This window comes from Pseudomyxococcus flavus (genome assembly GCF_050038885.1).
In the GTDB taxonomy this organism is placed as follows: Bacteria; Myxococcota; Myxococcia; order Myxococcales; family Myxococcaceae; genus Myxococcus; species Myxococcus flavus.
On the sequence record NZ_CP143624.1, the window covers coordinates 7,198,606 to 7,218,268 of the forward strand.

General features: G+C 69.1%; 13 protein-coding genes and 1 other RNA gene. 3 read left to right on the forward strand and 11 right to left on the reverse strand.

Annotation, left to right across the window (positions count from 1 at the left end; genetic code table 11):
- Positions 1-93: 93 nt before the first annotated feature.
- The 3 genes from VZL07_RS29920 to VZL07_RS29930 are packed head-to-tail and all read right to left on the reverse strand — an operon-like array spanning position 94 to position 4,933.
- Positions 94-690, reverse strand: coding sequence for a MarR family winged helix-turn-helix transcriptional regulator (locus tag VZL07_RS29920; protein WP_426751299.1), 597 nt, complete (start codon positions 688-690; stop codon positions 94-96).
- Positions 690-3,833: an efflux RND transporter permease subunit gene (locus tag VZL07_RS29925; RefSeq protein ID WP_426751301.1), complete on the reverse strand. Its 3,144-nt coding sequence runs from the start codon at positions 3,831-3,833 to the stop codon at positions 690-692. Before VZL07_RS29925 ends, VZL07_RS29920 begins: the two co-directional genes overlap by 1 nt.
- A gap of 35 nt (positions 3,834-3,868) precedes the next feature.
- On the reverse strand, positions 3,869-4,933 hold the full coding sequence (locus VZL07_RS29930) for an efflux RND transporter periplasmic adaptor subunit (RefSeq protein ID WP_426757407.1): 1,065 nt from the start codon (positions 4,931-4,933) through the stop codon (positions 3,869-3,871).
- A 350-nt stretch (positions 4,934-5,283) separates the two neighbouring features.
- Between VZL07_RS29930 and VZL07_RS29935 the strand changes: the two genes are divergently transcribed.
- Complete coding sequence (locus VZL07_RS29935; RefSeq protein ID WP_426751303.1) at positions 5,284-6,423, forward strand: acyl-CoA dehydrogenase family protein; 1,140 nt, start codon at positions 5,284-5,286, stop codon at positions 6,421-6,423.
- A gap of 7 nt (positions 6,424-6,430) precedes the next feature.
- On the opposite strand, the gene dctA is transcribed toward VZL07_RS29935, so the two are convergent.
- The 3 genes from dctA to VZL07_RS29950 all read right to left on the reverse strand — a co-directional run bounded on the left by dctA (position 6,431) and on the right by VZL07_RS29950 (position 8,626).
- Positions 6,431-7,720: a C4-dicarboxylate transporter DctA gene (gene dctA / locus VZL07_RS29940; RefSeq protein WP_426751304.1), complete on the reverse strand. Its 1,290-nt coding sequence runs from the start codon at positions 7,718-7,720 to the stop codon at positions 6,431-6,433.
- Between the two features lie 133 nt (positions 7,721-7,853).
- Entirely contained in the window at positions 7,854-8,141 is a 288-nt protein-coding gene (locus VZL07_RS29945) for a hypothetical protein (protein ID WP_426751306.1), read from the reverse strand.
- 62 nt (positions 8,142-8,203) lie between these two features.
- On the reverse strand, positions 8,204-8,626 hold the full coding sequence (locus VZL07_RS29950) for a hypothetical protein (RefSeq protein WP_426751307.1): 423 nt from the start codon (positions 8,624-8,626) through the stop codon (positions 8,204-8,206).
- Positions 8,627-8,701: 75 nt separating this feature from the next.
- On the opposite strand from VZL07_RS29950, the gene VZL07_RS29955 reads away from it, so the two are divergent.
- Together VZL07_RS29955 and VZL07_RS29960 are read left to right on the forward strand one after the other, a co-directional pair.
- Entirely contained in the window at positions 8,702-9,343 is a 642-nt protein-coding gene (locus VZL07_RS29955) for an SAM-dependent methyltransferase (protein ID WP_426751308.1), read from the forward strand.
- Between the two features lie 48 nt (positions 9,344-9,391).
- A complete protein-coding gene (locus VZL07_RS29960; RefSeq protein WP_426751309.1) occupies positions 9,392-15,421 on the forward strand; it encodes an alpha-2-macroglobulin family protein in 6,030 nt (2,009 codons plus the stop codon).
- A 38-nt stretch (positions 15,422-15,459) separates the two neighbouring features.
- Here the strand turns inward: VZL07_RS29960 and VZL07_RS29965 are convergent, their stop codons facing one another.
- From VZL07_RS29965 to ssrS, 5 genes are all read right to left on the reverse strand, one after another.
- Positions 15,460-16,515, reverse strand: a complete 1,056-nt coding sequence (locus VZL07_RS29965; protein WP_426751311.1) for a hypothetical protein — start codon at positions 16,513-16,515, stop codon at positions 15,460-15,462.
- 96 nt (positions 16,516-16,611) lie between these two features.
- Positions 16,612-17,874, reverse strand: coding sequence for a tyrosine--tRNA ligase (gene tyrS, locus VZL07_RS29970; protein ID WP_426751313.1), 1,263 nt, complete (start codon positions 17,872-17,874; stop codon positions 16,612-16,614).
- A 56-nt stretch (positions 17,875-17,930) separates the two neighbouring features.
- Complete coding sequence (locus VZL07_RS29975; protein ID WP_426751315.1) at positions 17,931-18,719, reverse strand: TIGR00282 family metallophosphoesterase; 789 nt, start codon at positions 18,717-18,719, stop codon at positions 17,931-17,933.
- Positions 18,716-19,339 carry a 5-formyltetrahydrofolate cyclo-ligase gene (locus VZL07_RS29980; protein ID WP_426751317.1) on the reverse strand — a complete coding sequence of 208 codons (624 nt, stop codon included), beginning with the start codon at positions 19,337-19,339 and terminating at the stop codon, positions 18,716-18,718. The genes VZL07_RS29975 and VZL07_RS29980 overlap by 4 nt, the downstream gene beginning before the upstream one ends.
- Before the next feature lie 19 nt (positions 19,340-19,358).
- Positions 19,359-19,555: non-coding RNA, 6S RNA (gene ssrS, locus VZL07_RS29985), on the reverse strand.
- Positions 19,556-19,663: the final 108 nt, after the last annotated feature.

Here is a 19,663-nt window from a genome sequence, read left to right on the forward strand (position 1 = left end):
GCAGCTGGAGGCCGTGCCTGCACGCCGCCGCTCAAATACGAATGCGCGCCGGCCCGGGAACGGACCGACGCGCATCGTGGGGGAACCGCAGCGTCAGCTGGCCTGCGTATCGCCGCTGGTGGACGCCGCCTCGGCCGTGAGGCGAGCCAGCATGCGCTCCAGGATTCCGAACACGGCGTCCCGGTCCTCGGGGCTCATCAGGTCCAGGACGCGGCGCAGGCTCTCGTCCAGGCCCCGGTCGATGCGGGCGAAGACGCGACTGCCTTCCTCGGTGAGGCGCACGACGACGGCGCGCCGGTCCTCCACGTCCCGCGTCCGCTCCACCAGGCCCATGCTCTCCAGCCGATCGACGACCCCGGTGATGGTCTTCCGGGTGATGCCGACGCGCAGCGCCAGGACGCCCACCTGCACCGGACCGTCGTTCCCCAGCCACGACAACGCATGCATCTGCGTCGGCGTGAGCTGGAGGTCCTCGCAGATGCCCGCCAGCGGGTTCTTCAGCGAGCGGTAGCGACTGAACTCGATCAACAGCTCGTGGAGGCGCCGCGACTCGGGCGTGGAGGCTTCGACCTCGTGCTCCAGACCGTGGCTCTCGTCGGGGCCACCGTCTTCGTTGAGGTCATGTCCCTCCGCGCCCGTGTCGCCTCGCGGGTTCGCGACGACGGCCGGTTTATGATCCGGCCGCCGCATCAGGCCGTCTCCACCCGGGCCGCGGCGGCCACGGAAGGAGACTCGTCGCCGTGCTTCGGACCCACCGCGTGGGGCGTGCCCGAGGTCGCGTCCGGGCCCTTGCGCCGCTTGAACTTCTCGGTGAGCTGGTCCATCAGCGAGTACACCACCGGCACCACGCCCAGCGTGAGGAACGTGGACGTCACCAGGCCACCGATGATGGTGATGGCCATGGGCGCGCGCGTCTCCGCGCCGTCGCCCTTGGCGACCGCCACCGGAACCATGCCGGCGATCATCGCGATGGTCGTCATCAGGATGGGACGCAGACGCACGGGGGCCGCCTGGAGCAGGGCCTCGGTGGCCGTCTTGCCTTCCTCACGCAGCTGCAGCGTGAAGTCCACCAGGAGGATGCCGTTCTTCACCACCAGACCCATGAGCATGATGATGCCGATGAGGGCGAACATCGACATGGCCTGACCGGTGATGAGCAGACCGCCAATGGCGCCGATGAGGGCGAAGGGCAGCGACATCATGATGGTGAACGGGTGGATGAGGCTCTCGAACTGCGCCGCGAGAATCATGTAGATGAGGACGATGCCCAGCAGCAGGGCGGAGCCGAACGCAGCCACCGACTTGCCCATCTCCTTCGCGTTACCCTCGAAGTCGTAGATGATGCTCTTGGGCAGGTTCTTCGCCGCGTAGTCGTTGAGGAAGTTCATACCGTCGCTCAGCGCGTAGTTGCTGGCGAGGTTGGCGAGCAGGGTGATCTGCCGCTTCTGCGCCTCGCGGTCGATCTGCACCGGGCCATCCGCCGGGGTGATGGCCGCGATGTTGCGCAGCTCCACCAGCTGTCCCGTCGTGCTGCGCACGGTCAGCTTGCCCAGCGCGTCGGCGGACGCCAGCGTCGCCGGCGGGAGCGCCAGCTTGATCTCATACGTCTCGCCGCCCTCGCGGTAGTCGCCGAACTTGTCCTTGCCCAGGAAGGCGCGCAGCGTGGTGCCCAGGGACGCGGCCGGCACGCCCAGGGCGGCCGCGCGCTCGCGGTCCACCTTCACGTCGTACTGGGGCTTGCCGGAGCGGAACGTCATGTCCACGTCCACCAGGCCCGGGTTCTTCCGCATCTCGGCCTGGACCTTCTCCGCCGCCGCGATCAGCTCCTCCCAGTTGTCACCGCGCAGGTTGAACTGGATCTGCTGCGTGCGGGCGCCGCTGCCGCCGCCCACGGGCGAGATGTCCTGCACCGTGACGATGACGCCGGCGCGGGGCTTGATGGCGCTGCGCAGGTACGTCTTCAGCTCGCCCTGGTTGAAGGCGCGCTCCTTCAGCGGCACCAGGTTGATGAGGAGCTCGCCCTTGTGCACTTCCTCCTGCACGCCGCCACCGGCGGTGGCGAAGGTGGAGTCGATGCCCGGCAGGGCGCGAACCTGCGCGTCCAGCGCGTCCAGCTCCGCCTGCGTCTCCTGCAGCGTGGAGCCGATGGGCAGCTCCACCGCCAGCTTGATGTTGCCGTTGTCCTGCTCCGGGATGAACGTGAACTTCAGGAAGCCGGCCATGAAGAAGGTGAGGAAGAGCACGCCCACGGCGACCACCAGGGTGATGGCCCGGTGCCGCAGGATGCTCGCCAGGATGTTCCGGTAGCCCGTCTCCGTCGCGACCAGCACCTTCTCCACCGCCGCGGAGAGGCCCTTGGGGCTGCCATGGTGGCTCAGCATGCGCGACGACAGCATGGGCGTGAGCGTCATGGACACGGCGTAGGAGATGAGCACGGCCACGGCCACTGTGACGCCGAACTGGTAGAAGAACATGCCCATCGTTCCGTCCATGAAGGCCACGGGGATGAACACGGCGACGATGGCCAGCGTCACGGCGAACACCGCGAGCGCGATCTGCCCGGCGCCCTCGAGCGCCGCCTGCATGGGCGTCTTTCCCTCTTCCAGGTGACGGACGATGTTCTCGATGACCACGATGGCGTCGTCGATGAGCAGACCGATGGACAGCGTCAGCGCCAGCATCGTGACGACGTTGAACGTGAAGTCCAGGGCCGCCATGACGGCGAAGGTACCGACGACGGACACGGGCAGCGCGATGGCGGCCACCAGCGTGGAGTTCAGGTTGCGCAGGAACACCAGCACGATGAGCACGGCCAGGATGCCACCGAGCACCAGGTCGAACTGCACCGCGGCGATGGACGAGCGGATGAACCGCGAGTTGTCCGTCACCATCTCCGTGCGCACGCCCTCGGGCAGCAGGCTGTTCACCTCGCCCAGGGACTCCTTGATGGACTCGGCCACCTGCACCGTGTTGGAGCCGGACTGCTTGCGCACCACCAGCGCCACGGCGCTGCGGTCACCGCTCTTGGCGCTCGAGCGCGCCTCCTCCGGACCGTCCACCACGTCGGCCACGTCACGCACGCGCACCGGCGCGCCGTTGGGGCTGGCGATGATGATGTTGCGCACCTCGTCCACGCTCTTCGCCTCGGACGTCAGGCGGACCACGCGCTCACGGCCGTTGTCCATGGTGCGGCCGCCCGGGACGTCCAGGTTCTGCGCCTGCACCGCCTGGCTCACGTCGCTGACGGCCAGCCCGAAGCCCCGCATCCGCTCCGGGTCCACGACAATCTGGATCTCACGCTCGCGGCCACCGACCACGTCGATGCTGCCCACGCCCGGCTGACGCTGGAGCGCCGGCTTCACCACGTCCTCGGCGACGCGCGTCATCTCCTCGATGGGGAGCGCGCCGGCCAGTGACAGCGTCATGATGGGCGCCGCGCCGATGTCGAACTTCTCCACCACCGGCGTCTCGATTTCTTCCGGCAGCTTGCTCAGGGTGGCCTGGACGCGGTCACGCACGTCCTGGGACGCCACGTCCACCTGGGTGTCCAGGGTGAAGCGGACGATGATCTGCGACACGCTCTCCAGGTTGACCGAGCGCAGCTGCTCCACGCCGTTGAGGGTGTTGAGCGCCTCCTCCAGCGGGTCGCTGATGTTCTTCTCGACCGACTCGGGGTCCGCGCCGGGCAGCACCGTGGTCACGGTGACGACGGGGAACTCGACGTCGGGGAACTGGTCCACGCCGATGCGTGGGTAGGCATTGATGCCAAACACGACCACCGCGAGCATCAGCATCGCGGTGAAGACGGGGCGGGAAATGAATGTCTTGAGCATTCAGGGACTCCGAACTTGAAAGGGGAGGGCAGGCGTCACTGCACCACGCGGACGGCCGTGCCCTCCTTCACGTCCAGGGAGGAGTCGGCGAGCACGCGCTCGTCGGCACCCAGACCCTGGAGGACACGGACGTAACCAGGCAGCACTCGCTCGACGCGCACATCCCGCTTGCGCACCGTGCCGTCCTGCACCACCCACACGAAGCCCTCCTGACCCCGGGCGCTGACGGCCTGGGAGGGGAGGAAGAGGCCCTTGTCGTCGGTCTCTCCCGTGCTCGAGAAATCCACTTCCACCAGGGCGCCCGGGCGCAGCGCCGAGGAAGGCTCACCCACCACGTCCGCCAGCACCTCCACCGTCCGGTTGGTGGTGTCCACCACCGCGCCCACGACGGCCACCTGCACGTCGAAGCGCGCGCCGCTGGGGCTCACGGTGCCCTGCGTCTTGGCGCCCACGCGGACCTTGTCCACCACGGACTCGGGGACCTGCGCGCGGACCTCCAGGCTGGCGGTGTCGACGATGGTGAAGATGGGCGTGGAGGGCGTCATCGCCACCGAGTCACCGACGTTCTTCGTCCGCGAGGTGATGATGCCGTCGAAGGGGGCGACGATGGAGTGGTCGCGCAGGTTCTCCTCCGCCAGGCGCAGCGCGGCGGCGGCCTGGGCGGCCTGGGCGGCGGCCTGCTTCTGGCCAATCACGGCCTGGTCCAGGCCCGCGGCGGCCACGCCACCGGACTCGGCCACCTTGCGGGTGCGCTCCAGGGTGGACGTGGCCAGCTCCAGCGCCGCGTCCGCCGCCTGCTTCACCGCCCGCGCCTGCTCCACGCCGATGACGACGTTCGAGGCGTCCAGCGTGGCCAGGACCTGGCCCTTCTTCACCTTGTCACCCACCCGCACGTTCATCTTGGCGATGGTGCCGGTGGCCTGGGGGCCGAGGACCGCCTCGTGCTTCGAGCGGATCTGCCCCGTCACGCGGGTGACGTCCGCGCTCAGCTCCGTGGAAGGCGTGATGGCCCGCACGCCCATTGCCGCGGGCCCCGTCTCCGCGGGAAGCGCCGGCTTGTCGCCCGCCTTGCCACAGCCCGTCGTCACCACCGCTGCCATTGCCGCGGCCATCCACATGCGTCGAATCACGGTCGTCCTGCTCCTGCCGGTCACGGGGTGCTTGTCCCCTGGGAGACACTTCCGGGCCGGCTTCTACATGGAAAATCTGCGCCCCGGAAACTACAGACTCTGAACTGTCTGTCAAGGGGATACTCCGCAATGCGGATTATCTCCTGTCCGGGACGTTTAACGCCTGGCCGCTGAGCGGGCAGGGAAAAAATGACACAGCGCGTGTTGGGCGTCCCTTGGTCCCTGGACGGGGGCGGGTGTGCCACGGAGGCTCTGCTTGTGGCACCTAGAGGCCCCTGTTATTGACTCCAGAATCAATCCTTTCGCGTCGAGGACACCCCATGCCCCACCCGTTCACCGAGGAACACGAGGCCTTTCGCAACACGGTCCGCAGCTTCGTGGAGAAGGAGATGACGCCCCACAGCCTCGAGTGGGACCGGGCGGGCATCTTCCCCAAGGAGCTCTTCCGCAAGGCGGGTGAGCTGGGCTTCCTGGGCATCAACCACGACCCGAAGTACGGTGGCAGCGGGCTGGACTACTGGTACGTCACCGTCTTCGCGGAGGAGCTGAGCCGCAGCCTCAACGCGGGCGTGAACATGGCGTTGCTGGTGCAGAGCCAGATGGCCACGCCCATCATCAACGAGATTGGGACGGACGAGCAGAAGCGCGAGTTCCTCGAGCCGGCGCTCAAGGGCGAGAAGATCGCCGCGCTGGGGGTGAGCGAGCCGGGCTGCGGCTCGGACGTGGCGAGCATCAAGACGACGGCGCGCCGTGACGGGGACGACTACGTCATCAACGGCTCGAAGATGTGGATCACCAACGGCACGCGGGCGGACTTCATCACGCTGGCGGTGCGCACGGGCGGCGAGGGCTACTCGGGCATCTCCCTGGTGACCTTCCCCACGGACGTGAAGGGCTTCGGCGTCTCCAAGAAGCTGGACAAGGTGGGCAACCTGTCCTCGGACACGGCCGTCCTCTACTTCGAGGATTGCCGCATCCCCGCGCGCTACGTGCTGGGCGAGGAAAACCAGGGCTTCTACCACATCATGACCAACTTCCAGGGTGAGCGCCTGGTGGGCGCCATCACCACGGTGGCGGGCATGGAGCGGATGGTGGAGGACTCCATCCGCTACGGCAACGAGCGCGAGGCCTTCGGCCGGCCGCTGATGAAGTTCCAGGTGTGGCGCCACAAGTTCGTGGAGCACCTGACGGCCATCGAGGCGGCCAAGCGGCTGACGTACCACGCGGTGGACCTCTTCGACCGGAAGGAGAACCCGGTGAAGGAGATCTCCATGGCGAAGCTGTTCGCGGGCGACCTGGCCCAGCGCGTGGCCTACGACTGCCAGCAGTTCTACGGCGGCATGGGCTACGTCGAGGAGACGGCCATCGCCCGCATGTGGCGCGACGTGCGCCTCATCACCATCGGCGGCGGCACCTCCGAGGTGATGAAGGAGATCATCTCCAAGCTGTCCGGCTTCTGAGCCGCGCTCAGGTGCCGTGGCCCAGGTGCACTCCCTCGAGCGGCTTGGGCCCGCTGGCCAGCTCGGCGTGCATGACGTCGTCGTCGCGCACGCCTTCCCACTTGGAGACCACCAACGTCGCCACGGCGTTGCCGATGACGTTGGTGATGGCGCGGGCCTCGGACATGAAGCGGTCCACGCCCAGCAGCAGGGCCACGCCCTCCACCGGCACCTTGCCGTTGAGCGCCGCCAGGGTGGCCATCAGGGTGATGAAGCCGGAGCCCGTGACGCCCGCCGCGCCCTTCGACGTCAGCAGGAGCACGCCCAGCAGGGTGAGCTCCTCGCCCAGCGTCAGGTCCACGTTCACCGCCTGGGCGATGAAGATGGCGGCCATCGTCAGGTAGATGCACGTCCCATCCAGGTTGAACGAGTACCCCGTGGGCAGCACCAGGCCCACCGCGCCCCGGTCACACCCCAGCGTCTCCAAGCGCTTGAGCAGCCGCGGCAGCGCGGACTCGGACGAGGACGTGCCCAGCACGAGCAGCAGCTCGCTGCGCATGTAGCGCAAGAGCTTCCAGAGCGAGAAGCCGGACAGCCGCGCCACCAACCCCAGCACCAGGAACACGAACAGGCCGCAGGTGACGTAGACGGCGATGAGCAGGCGGCCCAGCGAGCTGAGCGACTCGACGCCGAACTTGCCCACGGTGAAGGCCATGGCGCCGAAGGCGCCCACCGGGGCGAGCTTCATGATCATCCCGACGATGCCGAAGAAGACCTGGGCCAGGTCGTCCGACAGGTCCAGCACGCGCTGTCCCATGGGCCCCAGGCGCGTGAGCGCCACGCCCGTCAGCACCGCGACGAGGAGCACCTGGAGCAGCTTCCCCTCGGTGAAGGCGGACAGGAAGTCATGCGGGATGATGTCCAGCAGGAAGGGGATGGTGCCCTGCTGGGACGCGGACTCGCGGTACTGGGTGATGCCGGAGGTGTCGATCTGCGACGGGTCGATGTTCATCCCCGTGCCGGGCTCGAGCGAGTTCACCACGACCAGGCCGACGACGAGCGCCAGCGTCGTCAGCACCTCGAAGTAGATGAGCGCCTTGAGGCCGATGCGGCCCACGTGCTTGAGGTCGCCCATCTTCGCGATGCCCGCGACGATGGTGAGGAAGATGACCGGGGCGATGATCATCTTCACCAGCTTGATGAAGCCGTCGCCCAGGGGCTTCATCGACGCGCCCAGGTCCGGCCGCAGCCAGCCGAGGATGACGCCCACGGCGATGGCGAGCAGCACCTGGACGTAGAGATTCTTCAACCACCGCATCCGCACCCCTCTCTGGAAGGCCGCGGACTATAGCGCGCCACGTTCCGGTGCTCCTGGGGGGCACGGACCTGGGGCGGGCGAGGGCCTCGCGTGGTGGGGCGGCCTCGGGCTGGTGGGGCGGGCTGGCTCCGCGTCACTTCTTCCGGAACAGCGCCTCCGCGGCGCTCAGCAGGGCGTCGCGGCTCTCCTTTGCGTGGAGGCCGCCCTCTCCAATCTGGAACAGCTCGCAGAAGTTGGCGCCGTCCTTGTCCTTGGGCACCTCGGCGAAGGGCTCCTTGCACTCCTTCGCCACACCCGGGTCGAAGTGGCGGCAGTTGCGGCACGAGCGGATGTCCTCGCCGCAGTGCGGGCAGGCGTCACGCCGTCCCACCTGGTTCGCGATGATGTCGAGGCTGTGTCCACAGTGCGCGCAGCCGGGCATGGCCTCCTCCAATCCGACGGGGGCCTTCATTGTGCCAGCGTGCCGCCGCGCGCGGCGAGCGTTCAGCGCAGGGGGCTGGGCGCCAGGGCCTGGACGTGCTCCGAGGGAGCGGGCTCCCGCTCCGCGTGTGCGTCCGCGTGGCTGCCCGTGGCGTCGAGCAGCTGGTCATTCAGCCGCTTGAGCAGGAACAGCAGGTACGCGCACACTGCGGCTAGCGCGGAGGCCAGCACGCCCAGCAGCATGCCGCGCTGCCACACGTGGGCCTTCTCCAGCACGGCGCGGCGCTCGGCGAACGTCTTGAGCTGGGCGTCCGCCGCGGTGCCATCGAGCCGCTCCGCGTAGTCCTCCGCTTGGGCGGTGCCGCGCTCCATCAGCCACTGGCCCTGGACCTGGAGGGCGTCGGCTCGGACGTAGCAGTAGGCCGCGCCTCCCGCCGTCAGCAGGGAGATGCAAAGCGCCGTCATCACGCTCCGGGTGGTGCCCATCCAACGTCCTCCGGACTGGCCGTTGCACGGGTCGTGACACCCGTGACTGCTCCGGCTTCCCGAAGACAGTAGCGGATGCTAGGGAGCCCCCCTGACATGGGCAAGCCCTACCGTCCTAAAGACCACTATTTCCAGAAGGCCAAGCAAGAGGGCCTGCGGGCACGCTCGGCCTTCAAGGTCGACGAGCTCATCAAGCGTTTCCCCATGGTGAAGAAGGGGCACGTCGTGCTCGACCTGGGCGCCGCGCCGGGTGGCTTCCTCCAGATCCTGGCCGACGCCGTGGGTCCGAAGGGGCGCGTCATCGGCGTGGACATCGTCCCCATCCGTCCCTTCAGCCAGCCCTTCGTGCAGACGACGGTGCTGGACGTGCTCGCGGATGACTTCGACGCGAAGCTGGCCGCGATGTACGACGGGCCCTTCGACGCGGTCATCTCCGACATGGCGCCCAAGACGAGCGGCATCAAGGCCACCGACGAGGCGCGCAGCCTGCGGCTGGCGGGCAAGGCGCTGGAGGTGGCCGTGGCACGGGGCCGGCCCGGCTCGTCCTTCGTGGCCAAGGTCTTCATGGGCGGCGACTTCGAGGACTTCCGCAACCAGGTGCGCACCCACTTCGAGGAGGTGAAGGTGGTCCGCCCGGAAGCAACGCGCGGCGCCAGCATGGAGGTCTACCTGGTGGGTCTCCGCCGCCGCGCGCCAGAGGCCTCCGGGGAAAGCTGACGTTCATTGTGGAACGTTCGCGGGACCGGCTGTGTCTAGAGTGCCACCATGCACCGGACCTCCTGGACCCGCGCGCCTTTCGTTCGTTTCTGGCTGTTGTCCCTCCTCCTCCTGGCCTCGCCCGTATTGGGGCAGGGCAAGGCACCGCCGTCGTGGAAGGCCATCGAGGCGATGGTCGACGAGCAGAAGGTGGAGGCCGCCGCCCAGGCCGCGGAGGCCCGCCTGACGCAGGCGAAGGTCCAGGGCGACGAGGCCGAGTGGACGCGCGCCCTGGTGCGCACGGTGCAGTTGCGCACCGCGTTGCATGGCTACGAGACGGCGGTGCGCTTCCTGCGCGAAGCGCCCTGGCCCAAGGGCGTGCTGCCCCGCGCGACGCTGAACCTCTTCTACGCGAATGCGCTCGTCACGTATGCGCAGGCCTACGGCTGGGAGGTGCGCCAGCGCGAGTCCGTGGCGTCCTCCGGGTCGGTGGACCTCAAGCTGTGGACGTACGAGGAGATCCTCACCGAGGCGCAGCGGGCCTATGAGGACGTGTGGAAGCAGCGGCAGCAGCTCGGCGGCGAGCCGCTGAAGGCGCTGGCCGAGTACGTGAAGCCCAACACCTACCCGGTGGGGCTTCGCTCCACGCTGCGGGATGCCGTGTCCTATCTGCGCGCGGACCTGCTGGCGGACAGCTCGCACTGGCGGCCGGAGCAGGCCAATGAGGTGTACCGCCTGGACCTGGGAGCGCTCCTGGAGGGGACGCCCAAGGCGGCGCTGACGGACCCCGGCGTCCATCCGCTGGTGAAGGTCGCCGCGGTGCTGGGGGACCTGGAGGCGTGGCACCAGGGCGCGGGGCGGCGCGAGTCGGCGCTGGAGGCCCGGCTGCAGCGCTACGCGGTGCTGCACCGGCACTTCACGGACGCGTCGGACCGGACCCGCATCCGCCAGCACCTGGCCGCCTTCCTGCCCGCGTTCCGCGACCTGTCCTGGTCGACCATGGGGCAGGCCCAGCTCGCGGAGATGGAGAACGCGGCGGACCACGCGGTGCGTGCCCATGCGCTGGCGAAGGCGTGCTCGGCCACGTTCCCCGAGTCCAAGGGCGCGCAGCGTTGCCGGGCGCTCCTGAGCGCCATCGAGGCGCCCGAGTTCAGCATGGGCTCCCAGTTTTCGGACGGGCCGCGGCGCCGCTCTGTGCAGGTCACCCACCGCAACGTCTCCATGCTGCACTTCCGCGCGTATTCCATCGACCTGGAGAAGCGGCTGGCCCAGGCGGATGACTACATCCTCATGCCGGAAGGCGCGGCGCTGAAAGCCCTGGTGAAGAGCCAGCGCCCGGTGGCCACGTGGAGCGTGCCGCTGCCGAAGACGGAGGACTTCCGGGAGCACCGCACCTTCGTCACGCCGCCGCTCACGGCCCGGGGGACGTACGTCATCACGGCTTCCGCCCATGAGGACTTCCGCGAGAAGAACAACCGCATCGTCGCGGTGAACCTGACGGTGACGCCCTGGGTGCTCGTCACGCGCAACGTGGGCGGGAAGGTCCTGGAGGTGCGCGTGGTGGACGGCGACACCGGCGAGCCCGTGCCGAAGGTGCCCCTGCGCCTCATCCAGATGGACTACCGCCGCGGCTTCCGCGAGGTGTCGCGCGCCACCTCGGACGCGGACGGCGCGGCCACCTTCGAGGCGGCCCCAGGCGAGGGCTACCGCAGCTTCGTCCTGGTGGCCGGCCGCGGGCGGGACGCCCTGCTGCACCCGGGCCATCACCCGTTCTACACGCGGCATGAGCGAGGCGAGGTCCATTCCTCGCTCGTCTTCACCGACCGCGCGGTGTACCGGCCCCAGCAGAAGGTGCAGTGGAAGGCCGTGGCCTACAGCGGCCAGGGAGCGCAGGCGCGTTACCAGACGCTGGCGAACCATCCGCTCCAGGTGGCGCTGGTCGACCCGAACCATCAGGTGGTGGAGTCGCGGGAGGTCCGCACCAACGACTTCGGCTCCGCCGCGGGCGAATTCACCATTCCCACCGGCCGCATGCTGGGCGCGTGGTCCGTGCGTGTGAGCGCGGGCGGCAGCGCGGCGATTCGCGTGGAGGAGTACAAGCGGCCCACCTTCGAGGTGACGCTGAAGGACGCGAAGGCGCCGCTGCGCCTCAACCGGCCCGCGACGTTCCAAGGCGAGGCCCGCTACTACTTCGGCATGCCGGTGACGTCCGGCACCGTGCGGTGGCGTGCGTTCCGCGAGCCCGTGCTCCCCTGGTGGTGGTGGGGCGGCTCGCGGCCCGGGGCCAGGGAGCGCCAGGTGGTAGCGACGGGGACGTCGTCGCTGGGCGCGGATGGTGGCTTCACCATCGGCTTCACGCCCGAGGCGGATGAGCGGTCCGCGGCCACGCCGGGGCTGACGTGGAGCTACCGCATCGAGGCGGACGCGACGGACGAGGGCGGGGAGACGCGCTCGGCCAGCCGGTCCTTCCGGCTGGGCTTCGTCGCCGTGGAGACGCGCGTGGACCTGGACACGGGGTTCATCCCGGAAGGTACCGCGGCTGAGGTCCGGCTGACGCGCGCCACGTTGGACGGCGCGCCACAGCCGGGCCCGGGCAAGTGGCGGCTGGTGTCGCTGAATCAGCCCGCGCAGCCCCTCCTGCCCGCCGAGGAGCCCTACGACCTGCCGGAGTACAAGGACCCCGAGGCGGTCTTCACCCCCACGCCTGGAGATGCGCAGCGTCCCCGGTGGTTCGAGTCGTATTCGCCGGACGCCACCATCCGACGCTGGGCGGATGGGGCCGAGCAGGCGGCGGGCGCGGTGGCGCACGACGCGCAAGGGCTGGCCGTGCTGAAGCTGCCGCCGCTCAAGGCAGGGGCGTATCGCCTGCACTACGAGACGACGGACGCGTTCGGTCAGACGTACACCGTGGGGCGCGACCTGCTGGTGGCCGGGAAGACGACGCCCGTCGCGGTGCCCGCGGCGCTGGTGGCCGAGAAGGAGACGGTGCGGGTGGGAGAGGTGGCGCGGCTGATGGCCGTCTCCGGGTTCAAGGGGCAGCCGCTGGTGCTCGACATCTACCAGGGAGAGCGGCGCGTCTCCCGGCGCAAGCTCACCGCGGGCCAGTCTTCCGGCGTGGTGGAGGTGCCGGTGACGGCGGAGCTGCGCGGCGGCTTCACCGTGGTGCTGTCCACGGTGCGGGACTACCAGTACCTGAGCTTCTCGAAGGCCCTCTTCGTGCCCTGGGACGACAAGGAGCTGCAGCTGGAGTTCGCCACGTTCCGCGACACGCTGCGCCCGGGCGGGAAGGAGACGTGGCGGGTGACGGTGCGTGGCCCGAAGGGCGCGAAGGTGGAGGCGGGCACGGCCGAGCTGCTCGCGTACATGTATGACCAGTCCCTGGACCTGTTCGCGAAGCAGACGCCTCCCAGCGTGGCGTCACTGTACCCCCAGCGGCATGCCTACATGGACATGCAGCCGTCGGTGGGCCTGAGTGACACACAGTGGTTGGTGAACGACCGTTATGGCGAGGTGGCGAGCTGGTCCCAGCCCGAGCCGGACGCCCTGCGTTTCGAGGAGGGCGCGGGGCTGGGAGGCCCGGGGCGGCGGCGGATCCGGCCGATGATGCGCGGGGGCAGGCAGGAGTCAATGCCGCAGGCCGCCATGGCCCTGGCCGCGGCCCCGGCTCCTGGCGCGCCGCCGCCCCCGCCGGCCTCCAAGGCGCCTGCCCGCGCGGAGGCGAAGATGGCGGCGGACACGGAAGCTGGCTTTGGCAGCGGAAGTCCGAGCGCGGAGGCTCCGCAGTCCCTGCGCTCCAACTTCGCGGAGACGGCGTTCTGGTTGCCCCAGGTGCTCACCGGAGCGGATGGCTCGGCGACGCTGGAGTTCACCGTGCCTGATTCGGTGACGGCGTGGAGCGTCTGGGTCCATGCCCTCACCCGGGACTTGAAGGGCGGCGCGTTGCAGCGGACCTCCCGCAGCGTGAAGGAGCTGATGGTGCGCCCCTACGTGCCGCGCTTCCTGCGGGAAGGGGACCGCGCGGTGCTGGAGGTGATGGTGAACAACGCGGCGTCGCGCCCGATGCAGGGCACGCTCACGCTGGACATCCTGGACGTGGAGACGCAGCAGAGCGTGCTGCCGGACTTCGGCGTCCGGAAGGCCTCACAGGCCTTCACCGTGGCGGCGGGGAAGGGGACACGCCTCCGATTCCCGCTCACCACGCCCACGCGGGTGGGGAGCGTGGCGTTCCGCGTGGAGGCCCGCGCGGAGAATCACAGCGATGGGGAGCTGCGCCCGCTGCCGCTGCTGCCGGGCCGGATGCACCTGGCGCAGTCGCGCTTCGTGACGCTGAAGGGCAAGGACGCCAAGACGATGCGGTTCGAGGACCTGCGCGCGGGCGGCGACCCGACGCGGGTGAACGAGCAGCTGGTCGTCACCGTGGATACGCAGCTGTTCTACTCGGCGCTCCAGGCGCTGCCGTACCTGGTGAACTATCCCTACGAGTGCACGGAGCAGACGCTCAACCGCTTCGTGTCCACGGGCATCCTGGCCAGCCTGTACGGGCAGTACCCGTCGGTGGCGCGGATGGCCAAGCAATTGAGCGAGCGCCCCAGCCAGCTGGAGACGTGGGACGCGGTGGACCCCAACCGGAAGATGGCGCTGGAGGAGACGCCCTGGCTGGAGCTGGCGAAGGGCGGCGCGGGGCCGGAGGCCGGGCTGGTGAAGGTGTTGGACCCGAAGGTCGCGGCCGCCGAGCGCACGGCCGCGCTGGCGAAGCTCCGCAAGGCGCAGACGTCCAGCGGCGGCTTCCCCTGGTGGCCAGGCGGTCCGCCGTCGCCGTACATGACGCTCTACATCGTGCATGGCCTCTCCCGCGCGATGGAGTTCGGCGTGGAAGTCCCGCCGGAAATCACCCGCGGCGCCTGGGGCTACCTGGCGAGGCACTTCCGCGAGGAGTACGCGACGAAGCTGATGAAGGAGGACCGAGGTTGGGAGTTCCTCACCTTCCTCAACTACACGGCCTCCGCGTATCCGAACGAGCGGTACACCGGGGAGGCCCTCACCGCGGCGGAGCGCGAGCGCATGCTCGCGTTCAGCTACAAGCACTGGAAGCAGCACTCGCCCTACCTCAAGGGCTACCTGGCGCTGACGCTGAAGCGCGCGGGGCGCGGCGCGGACGCAAGCCGTGTCTGGGAGAGCGTCATGGACTCGGCGAAGACGAGCCCCGAGCTGGGCACCTACTGGGCGCAGGAGGACCGGAGCTGGCTCTGGTACAACGACACCACGGAGACGCATGCCTTCGCGCTGCGCACGCTGACGGAGCTGAGTCCGAAGGACGCCCGCCGCGAGGGCCTGGTCCAGTGGCTGCTGCTGGACAAGAAGCTCAACCACTGGAAGTCCACCCGCGCGACGGCGGAGGCGCTCTACGCGCTGGTGAAGTACCTCCAGGCGGAAGGCGCGCTGGGCGTGCGCGAGGACGCGCAGGTGACGGTGGGGCCACGCGTGGTGCGCATGTCCTTCGCGCCGGACGAGTACACGGGCAAGAAGAACCAGGTCGTCGTGCCCGGGCCGGAGCTGAACCCGGAGACGATGAGCTCGGTGGTGGTGGAGAAGACGACGCCGGGCTTCGCCTTCGCGTCCGCGACGTGGCACTTCTCCACGGAGAAGCTGCCGGACAGCGAGCGCGGCGACTTCTTCCAGGTGTCGCGGCGCTACTTCCTGCGCGAGCGCCAGGGCCGCGAGGCGCTGCTGGTCCCGCTGGCCGAGGGCGCCGTCGTGCTGCCCGGTGACGAGGTGGAGGTGCAGCTGTCCCTGCGCGCGAAGCACGCGGCGGAGTACGTGCACTTGAGGGACCCGCGCGCCGCGGGCCTGGAGCCGGAGAACGTGCAGTCCCGCCACCGGTGGGACTTGGGCATCGCCTGGTACGAGGAGACGCGGGACTCCGGCACCAACTTCTTCTTCGAGCACCTGCCCGCCGGTGAGTACACCTTCAAGTACCGGCTGCGCGCCAACATGGCCGGCCAGTTCAAGGTGGGCCCCGCCACCGTGCAGTCCATGTACGCGCCGGAGTTCACCGCGTACTCGAGCGGGGCGGTGCTCACGGTGGGCGCGGCGCAGTAGCGCGGTCCACCGAGGGGAGTGGGCGCTTCAGCCCGGGCTCACTCCCCGCACGTGGCCTTGTCGTCCGTGGGGTGGAGGGTGGCGATGCCGTAGGTGCCATTGCGCGTGCCGCACCAGATGCGCCAGTTCGTCCCGCCCAGGTCCGGCGCCGAGTACACGCCGCCTTCCTTCTTCGCGCCGCCGCGCGCACAGCACCGGGCGAATGCCCGTGTGCCGATGGACACCAGGCCCACCGCGTCTGGCGAGCGCGAGAATCCGCCGATGCGCTTCTCGCCACAGGACCAGGGCGCCACGCCCTTGAACCGGATGAGGTACGCGTCGCCCTTCAAGGCCGCTTTGCCGCGCGCCGGGCCCTGGTAGCAGATGCGGCCCTCTGCCTCGAGCTGGGCGTAGCGCGGGAGGAAGTGCAGCCCGCCAATGGGGCCTCGCTGCCAGTCGTCGCCACAGAAGACGTGGGTGAAGGCGTTGCGTGGCCCGGTGCTCACCCACAGGCCCGTGAGCCAGTCGATGTTGGCCTGCCGCGCGCCGGGCCGGCCCGCCACGGACAGTGCCCGCTGGAGGCGCGGGTCGTCATAGTGGCGGGTGATGAAGCGGCGGACGTCGCCTTCGCTCACGCTGACATCCGGGCGCGCGGGGCACAGGTCCAGCACCTCGCGGTCCATGGCCGACAGGGGCGGCGGCTTCGCGAACAACGGCGCGCTGTCACACGTCGTCGCGCAGCCGGTGGCGGGCTTCCAGCTCACGGCCCGTGCGCTCGCCGGGCCCGCCTGCTCCTCGTCCAGGTCATGGCGCGACCGGTCCGCGGCCACCAGCGCCGCCGCGCTCGGAGCGGCGGGAGCGGTGGACTCCGGCGCGCCTTCACACAGCACCCAGCCTTCGGCGGACGCACCCTGCAGCTTGCACCAGGCGCGGTTGGGACCGCCCTTCTTCAGCAGGGGGTAGGGCCTCCCGGGCTCCACGTTGAAGACGACCTTGCGGGACTCGGGCTGCTCGACGGCGTCCACCGCGACGTCGGACATGAAGACGCCACGGGCCGCAAGGGCCGGGAGCGAAACGCTCAGCAGCAGGGCAAGACAGGGGAGGGGAAGACGCATGGCGCACGGGAGTCTACAGCAGTCCCCGCCGTGCCCCTCCGAGGAGGGGCAGGGGGGCTCGTCCTGCGCCTGCGACGGCCGTCACCGGCCCGGGATTCAACCGAGCTTCACGCGGGCCGCCTTCAGCTTGCCCACCTGCACCGTGTACTCACCGGCGCCCAGCTCCGCCTTGGCGTCCATCACCTTCTCGCCGTTGACGCGCACGCCGCCCTGCGCCATCAGCTTGCGCGCCTCGGTGGCGGACGCCACCAGCTTCGTCTCCGGCAGCAGCTTCGTCACCGGCAGCTTCTCCCCGCCCCCCAGCGACACCTCCACCAGGGGGAGCTCGTCCGCGGACAGCTCCTTCTTCGCGAAGCGCTTCTCGAAGTCCTCGGCGGCCTTCTTCCCGGCCTCCTCGCCATGGAAGCGCGTGGTCATCTCCTGCGCGAAGGCGACCTTCGCGGCCTTGGGGTGCAGCGCACCGGACTCCACCTGGGCGCGCATCTCCGCCAGCTCCTTGCGCGTCTTCGCGGAGAGCAGCTCGTAGTACCGCCACATCAGGTCGTCCGTGATGCTCATCAACTTGCCGAAGATGATGTTCGCCGGCTCGTCGATGCCCACGTAGTTGTCCAGGCTCTTGGACATCTTCGCGCCGGAGATCTTCCCCTCCACCAGCTTCGCGTCGAGGCCCTCGAGGATGGGGCCGGTCATGATGACCTGGGGCGCCATGCCCTCTTCCTTCATGAGCTGGCGGCCCACCAGCAGGTTGAAGAGCTGATCCGTGGCGCCCAGCTCCACGTCCGCCTTGAGCACCACCGAGTCGTAGCCCTGCAGGAGCGGGTAGAGGAACTCGTGGATGGAGATGGAGACCTCACTGCGGAAGCGCTTCTTGAAGTCGTCGCGCTCCAGCATGCGCTGCACCGAGTAGCGCGAGGCCAGGCGGATCATCCCCTCCGTCCCCAGCGTGTCCAGCCAGGTGGAGTTGAAGCGCACCTGCGTCTTCGCCTCGTCCAACACCTTGAAGACCTGCTTCTTGTAGGTCTCCGCGTTGGCCTTCACCTCGTCGCGCGTCAGCGCCGGGCGCGTGGCGTTGCGGCCCGTCGGGTCGCCAATCAACCCCGTGAAGTCGCCGATGAGGAACACCACCGTGTGGCCGAACTCCTGGAAGCGCCGCATGCGCGTGAGCAGCAGCGAGTGGCCCAGGTGCAGGTCCGGACGGCTTGGATCGAAGCCCGCCTTGATGATGAGCGGCTTGCCCGTGTCATACGAGTGCCGGAGCTTCTTCTTCAGGTCCTCGGGCGAGTGGAGGTCCACCGTGCCACGGGTCACTTCGTCGAACTGTTCCTCGGGGGTCGCCTTGCGCAGCGCGTCCGGATTCATGACGCCGCAAGCTACCCGAAGTGCGCCAGCCGTGGACGCACTTCCTCCACCGGGTTTCAGGTGCCTGGCAGGTGCGCACGCACGCGCTGGATGCTCCGCGCCCGGCCCGTGGTGTCATCGATGTCCACCACCACCCCCTGGAGGTACACCAGCCGCTCCGCCACCTCGTAGGGCGCCGTCTTGCCCAGGAAGCGTGCCAGGGAGGACTCCTTCTTCATCCCGATGACCGAGTCCAGCGGTCCGCACATGCCCACGTCGGTGATGAAGGCCGTCCCGCCGGGGAGCACGCGCTCGTCCGCCGTCTGCACGTGCGTGTGCGTGCCCACCACCACCGAGACACGGCCGTCCAGGTGGACGCCCATGGCGTTCTTCTCGCTGGAGGCCTCGCAGTGCATGTCCACCAGGATGCAGGGCGTCTGCTGGCGCAGCTCCTCCACCAGTCCCTCCACCACCTCGAAGGGGCTGGCCTCGGTGCGCATGAAGACGCGCCCCTCCAGGTTGATGACGCCCAGCGCGCGGCCGTCCGGCAGCTTCACCACGCCGTGGCCCTTGCCCGGCGTACCCTTGGGGTAGTTGGCCGGACGCAGCAGCAGGTCCGGATGCTCCTTCACCCAGGGGAGGATGGCCTTCTTGGAGTAGAAATGATTACCGCTCGTCAGCAGCTGGACGCCGCTGTCGAGCAGGTAGTGGGCCGTCTCTGAGGTGATGCCCGAGCCCTGGTCGCTGTTCTCCGCGTTGGCGACCACCACGTCCACGCCGTGCTCGGCGCGGACCCTCGGGAGGAGCGTGCGGACCGCCTGGAGTCCCGGGCGGCCCACCACGTCTCCCATGAAGAGGACTTTCACGTATCGAGGAAGTCCCAGTCGCGGTACAGGCCGCGCAGGGACTCGGACTCCGTTACGACCAGGTCCATGTCGACGTCATCCCCAGTCGTGGGCAGCACCGGGACGACCTGGTCATTGAAGGCCAGGCCCACCCGACGACTGCGCTGGCTGGCCGCGCGGAGGGTGGCGTCGTAGTAACCGCCCCCGCGCCCCAGCCGCTTGCCATCCCGGGTGAAGCCCAGGCCCGGCACCACGAAGAGGTCAATCTGATCCACCGCGATGAGGTCCGAGGAGTTGCTGGGCTCCCGAACCCCCAGCCGCCCCGGCTCCAGCTCGCTTTCCGACTTGATGGCCCGGAACGAGAGTATCCGCCCGTGAACATGTGAGAGCGGGTAGCAGACAATCTTGCCGTCTTGCAGCGCCGCAATCAGGATATCCCGGGTTGGCACCTCTCCCCGAATGGGAGCGTAGAGCGCCACCGTCCGCGCCTTCTGATAGTAGGGCGCCGCCAGGAACCGAGACTGAACCTTGAGACCCCGCGTATCGATGAGGTCCGGCGTCATCGCCTTCCGGCGCGCCGTGAGTTCCTCGCGAAGGGTCTGCTTCCTCGCCGCCGCCTCTTCCACCACCGTCTCGCTCACCGACGCCGCTCCGCAAAAAAAGTCCCCCGCAGCATGGCCGTGTGCCCGGCGTCCATTGAACCCTCTAAAAGCCAGGTGGGGACCGAAGTCATGTCTCCGCAGGCTTCCCTCATCCCCCGTGAGAGGGGAGGGCTTGCACATGGAGACCGAAACGGACCCCGGAATGGACGTATCGGTTCGAATTTCTGCCGGGCATCACGCGCCCCGCAGGGGACAGCCCTTGAACAAAGCTACAGTGCTACCAAGTCCTCGAATCTATTGGGAAATCCCGCCAGAGTCTTTGGAAATGATAAGGATGGGGGGCGGCGGGGTCAAGGCATCCTC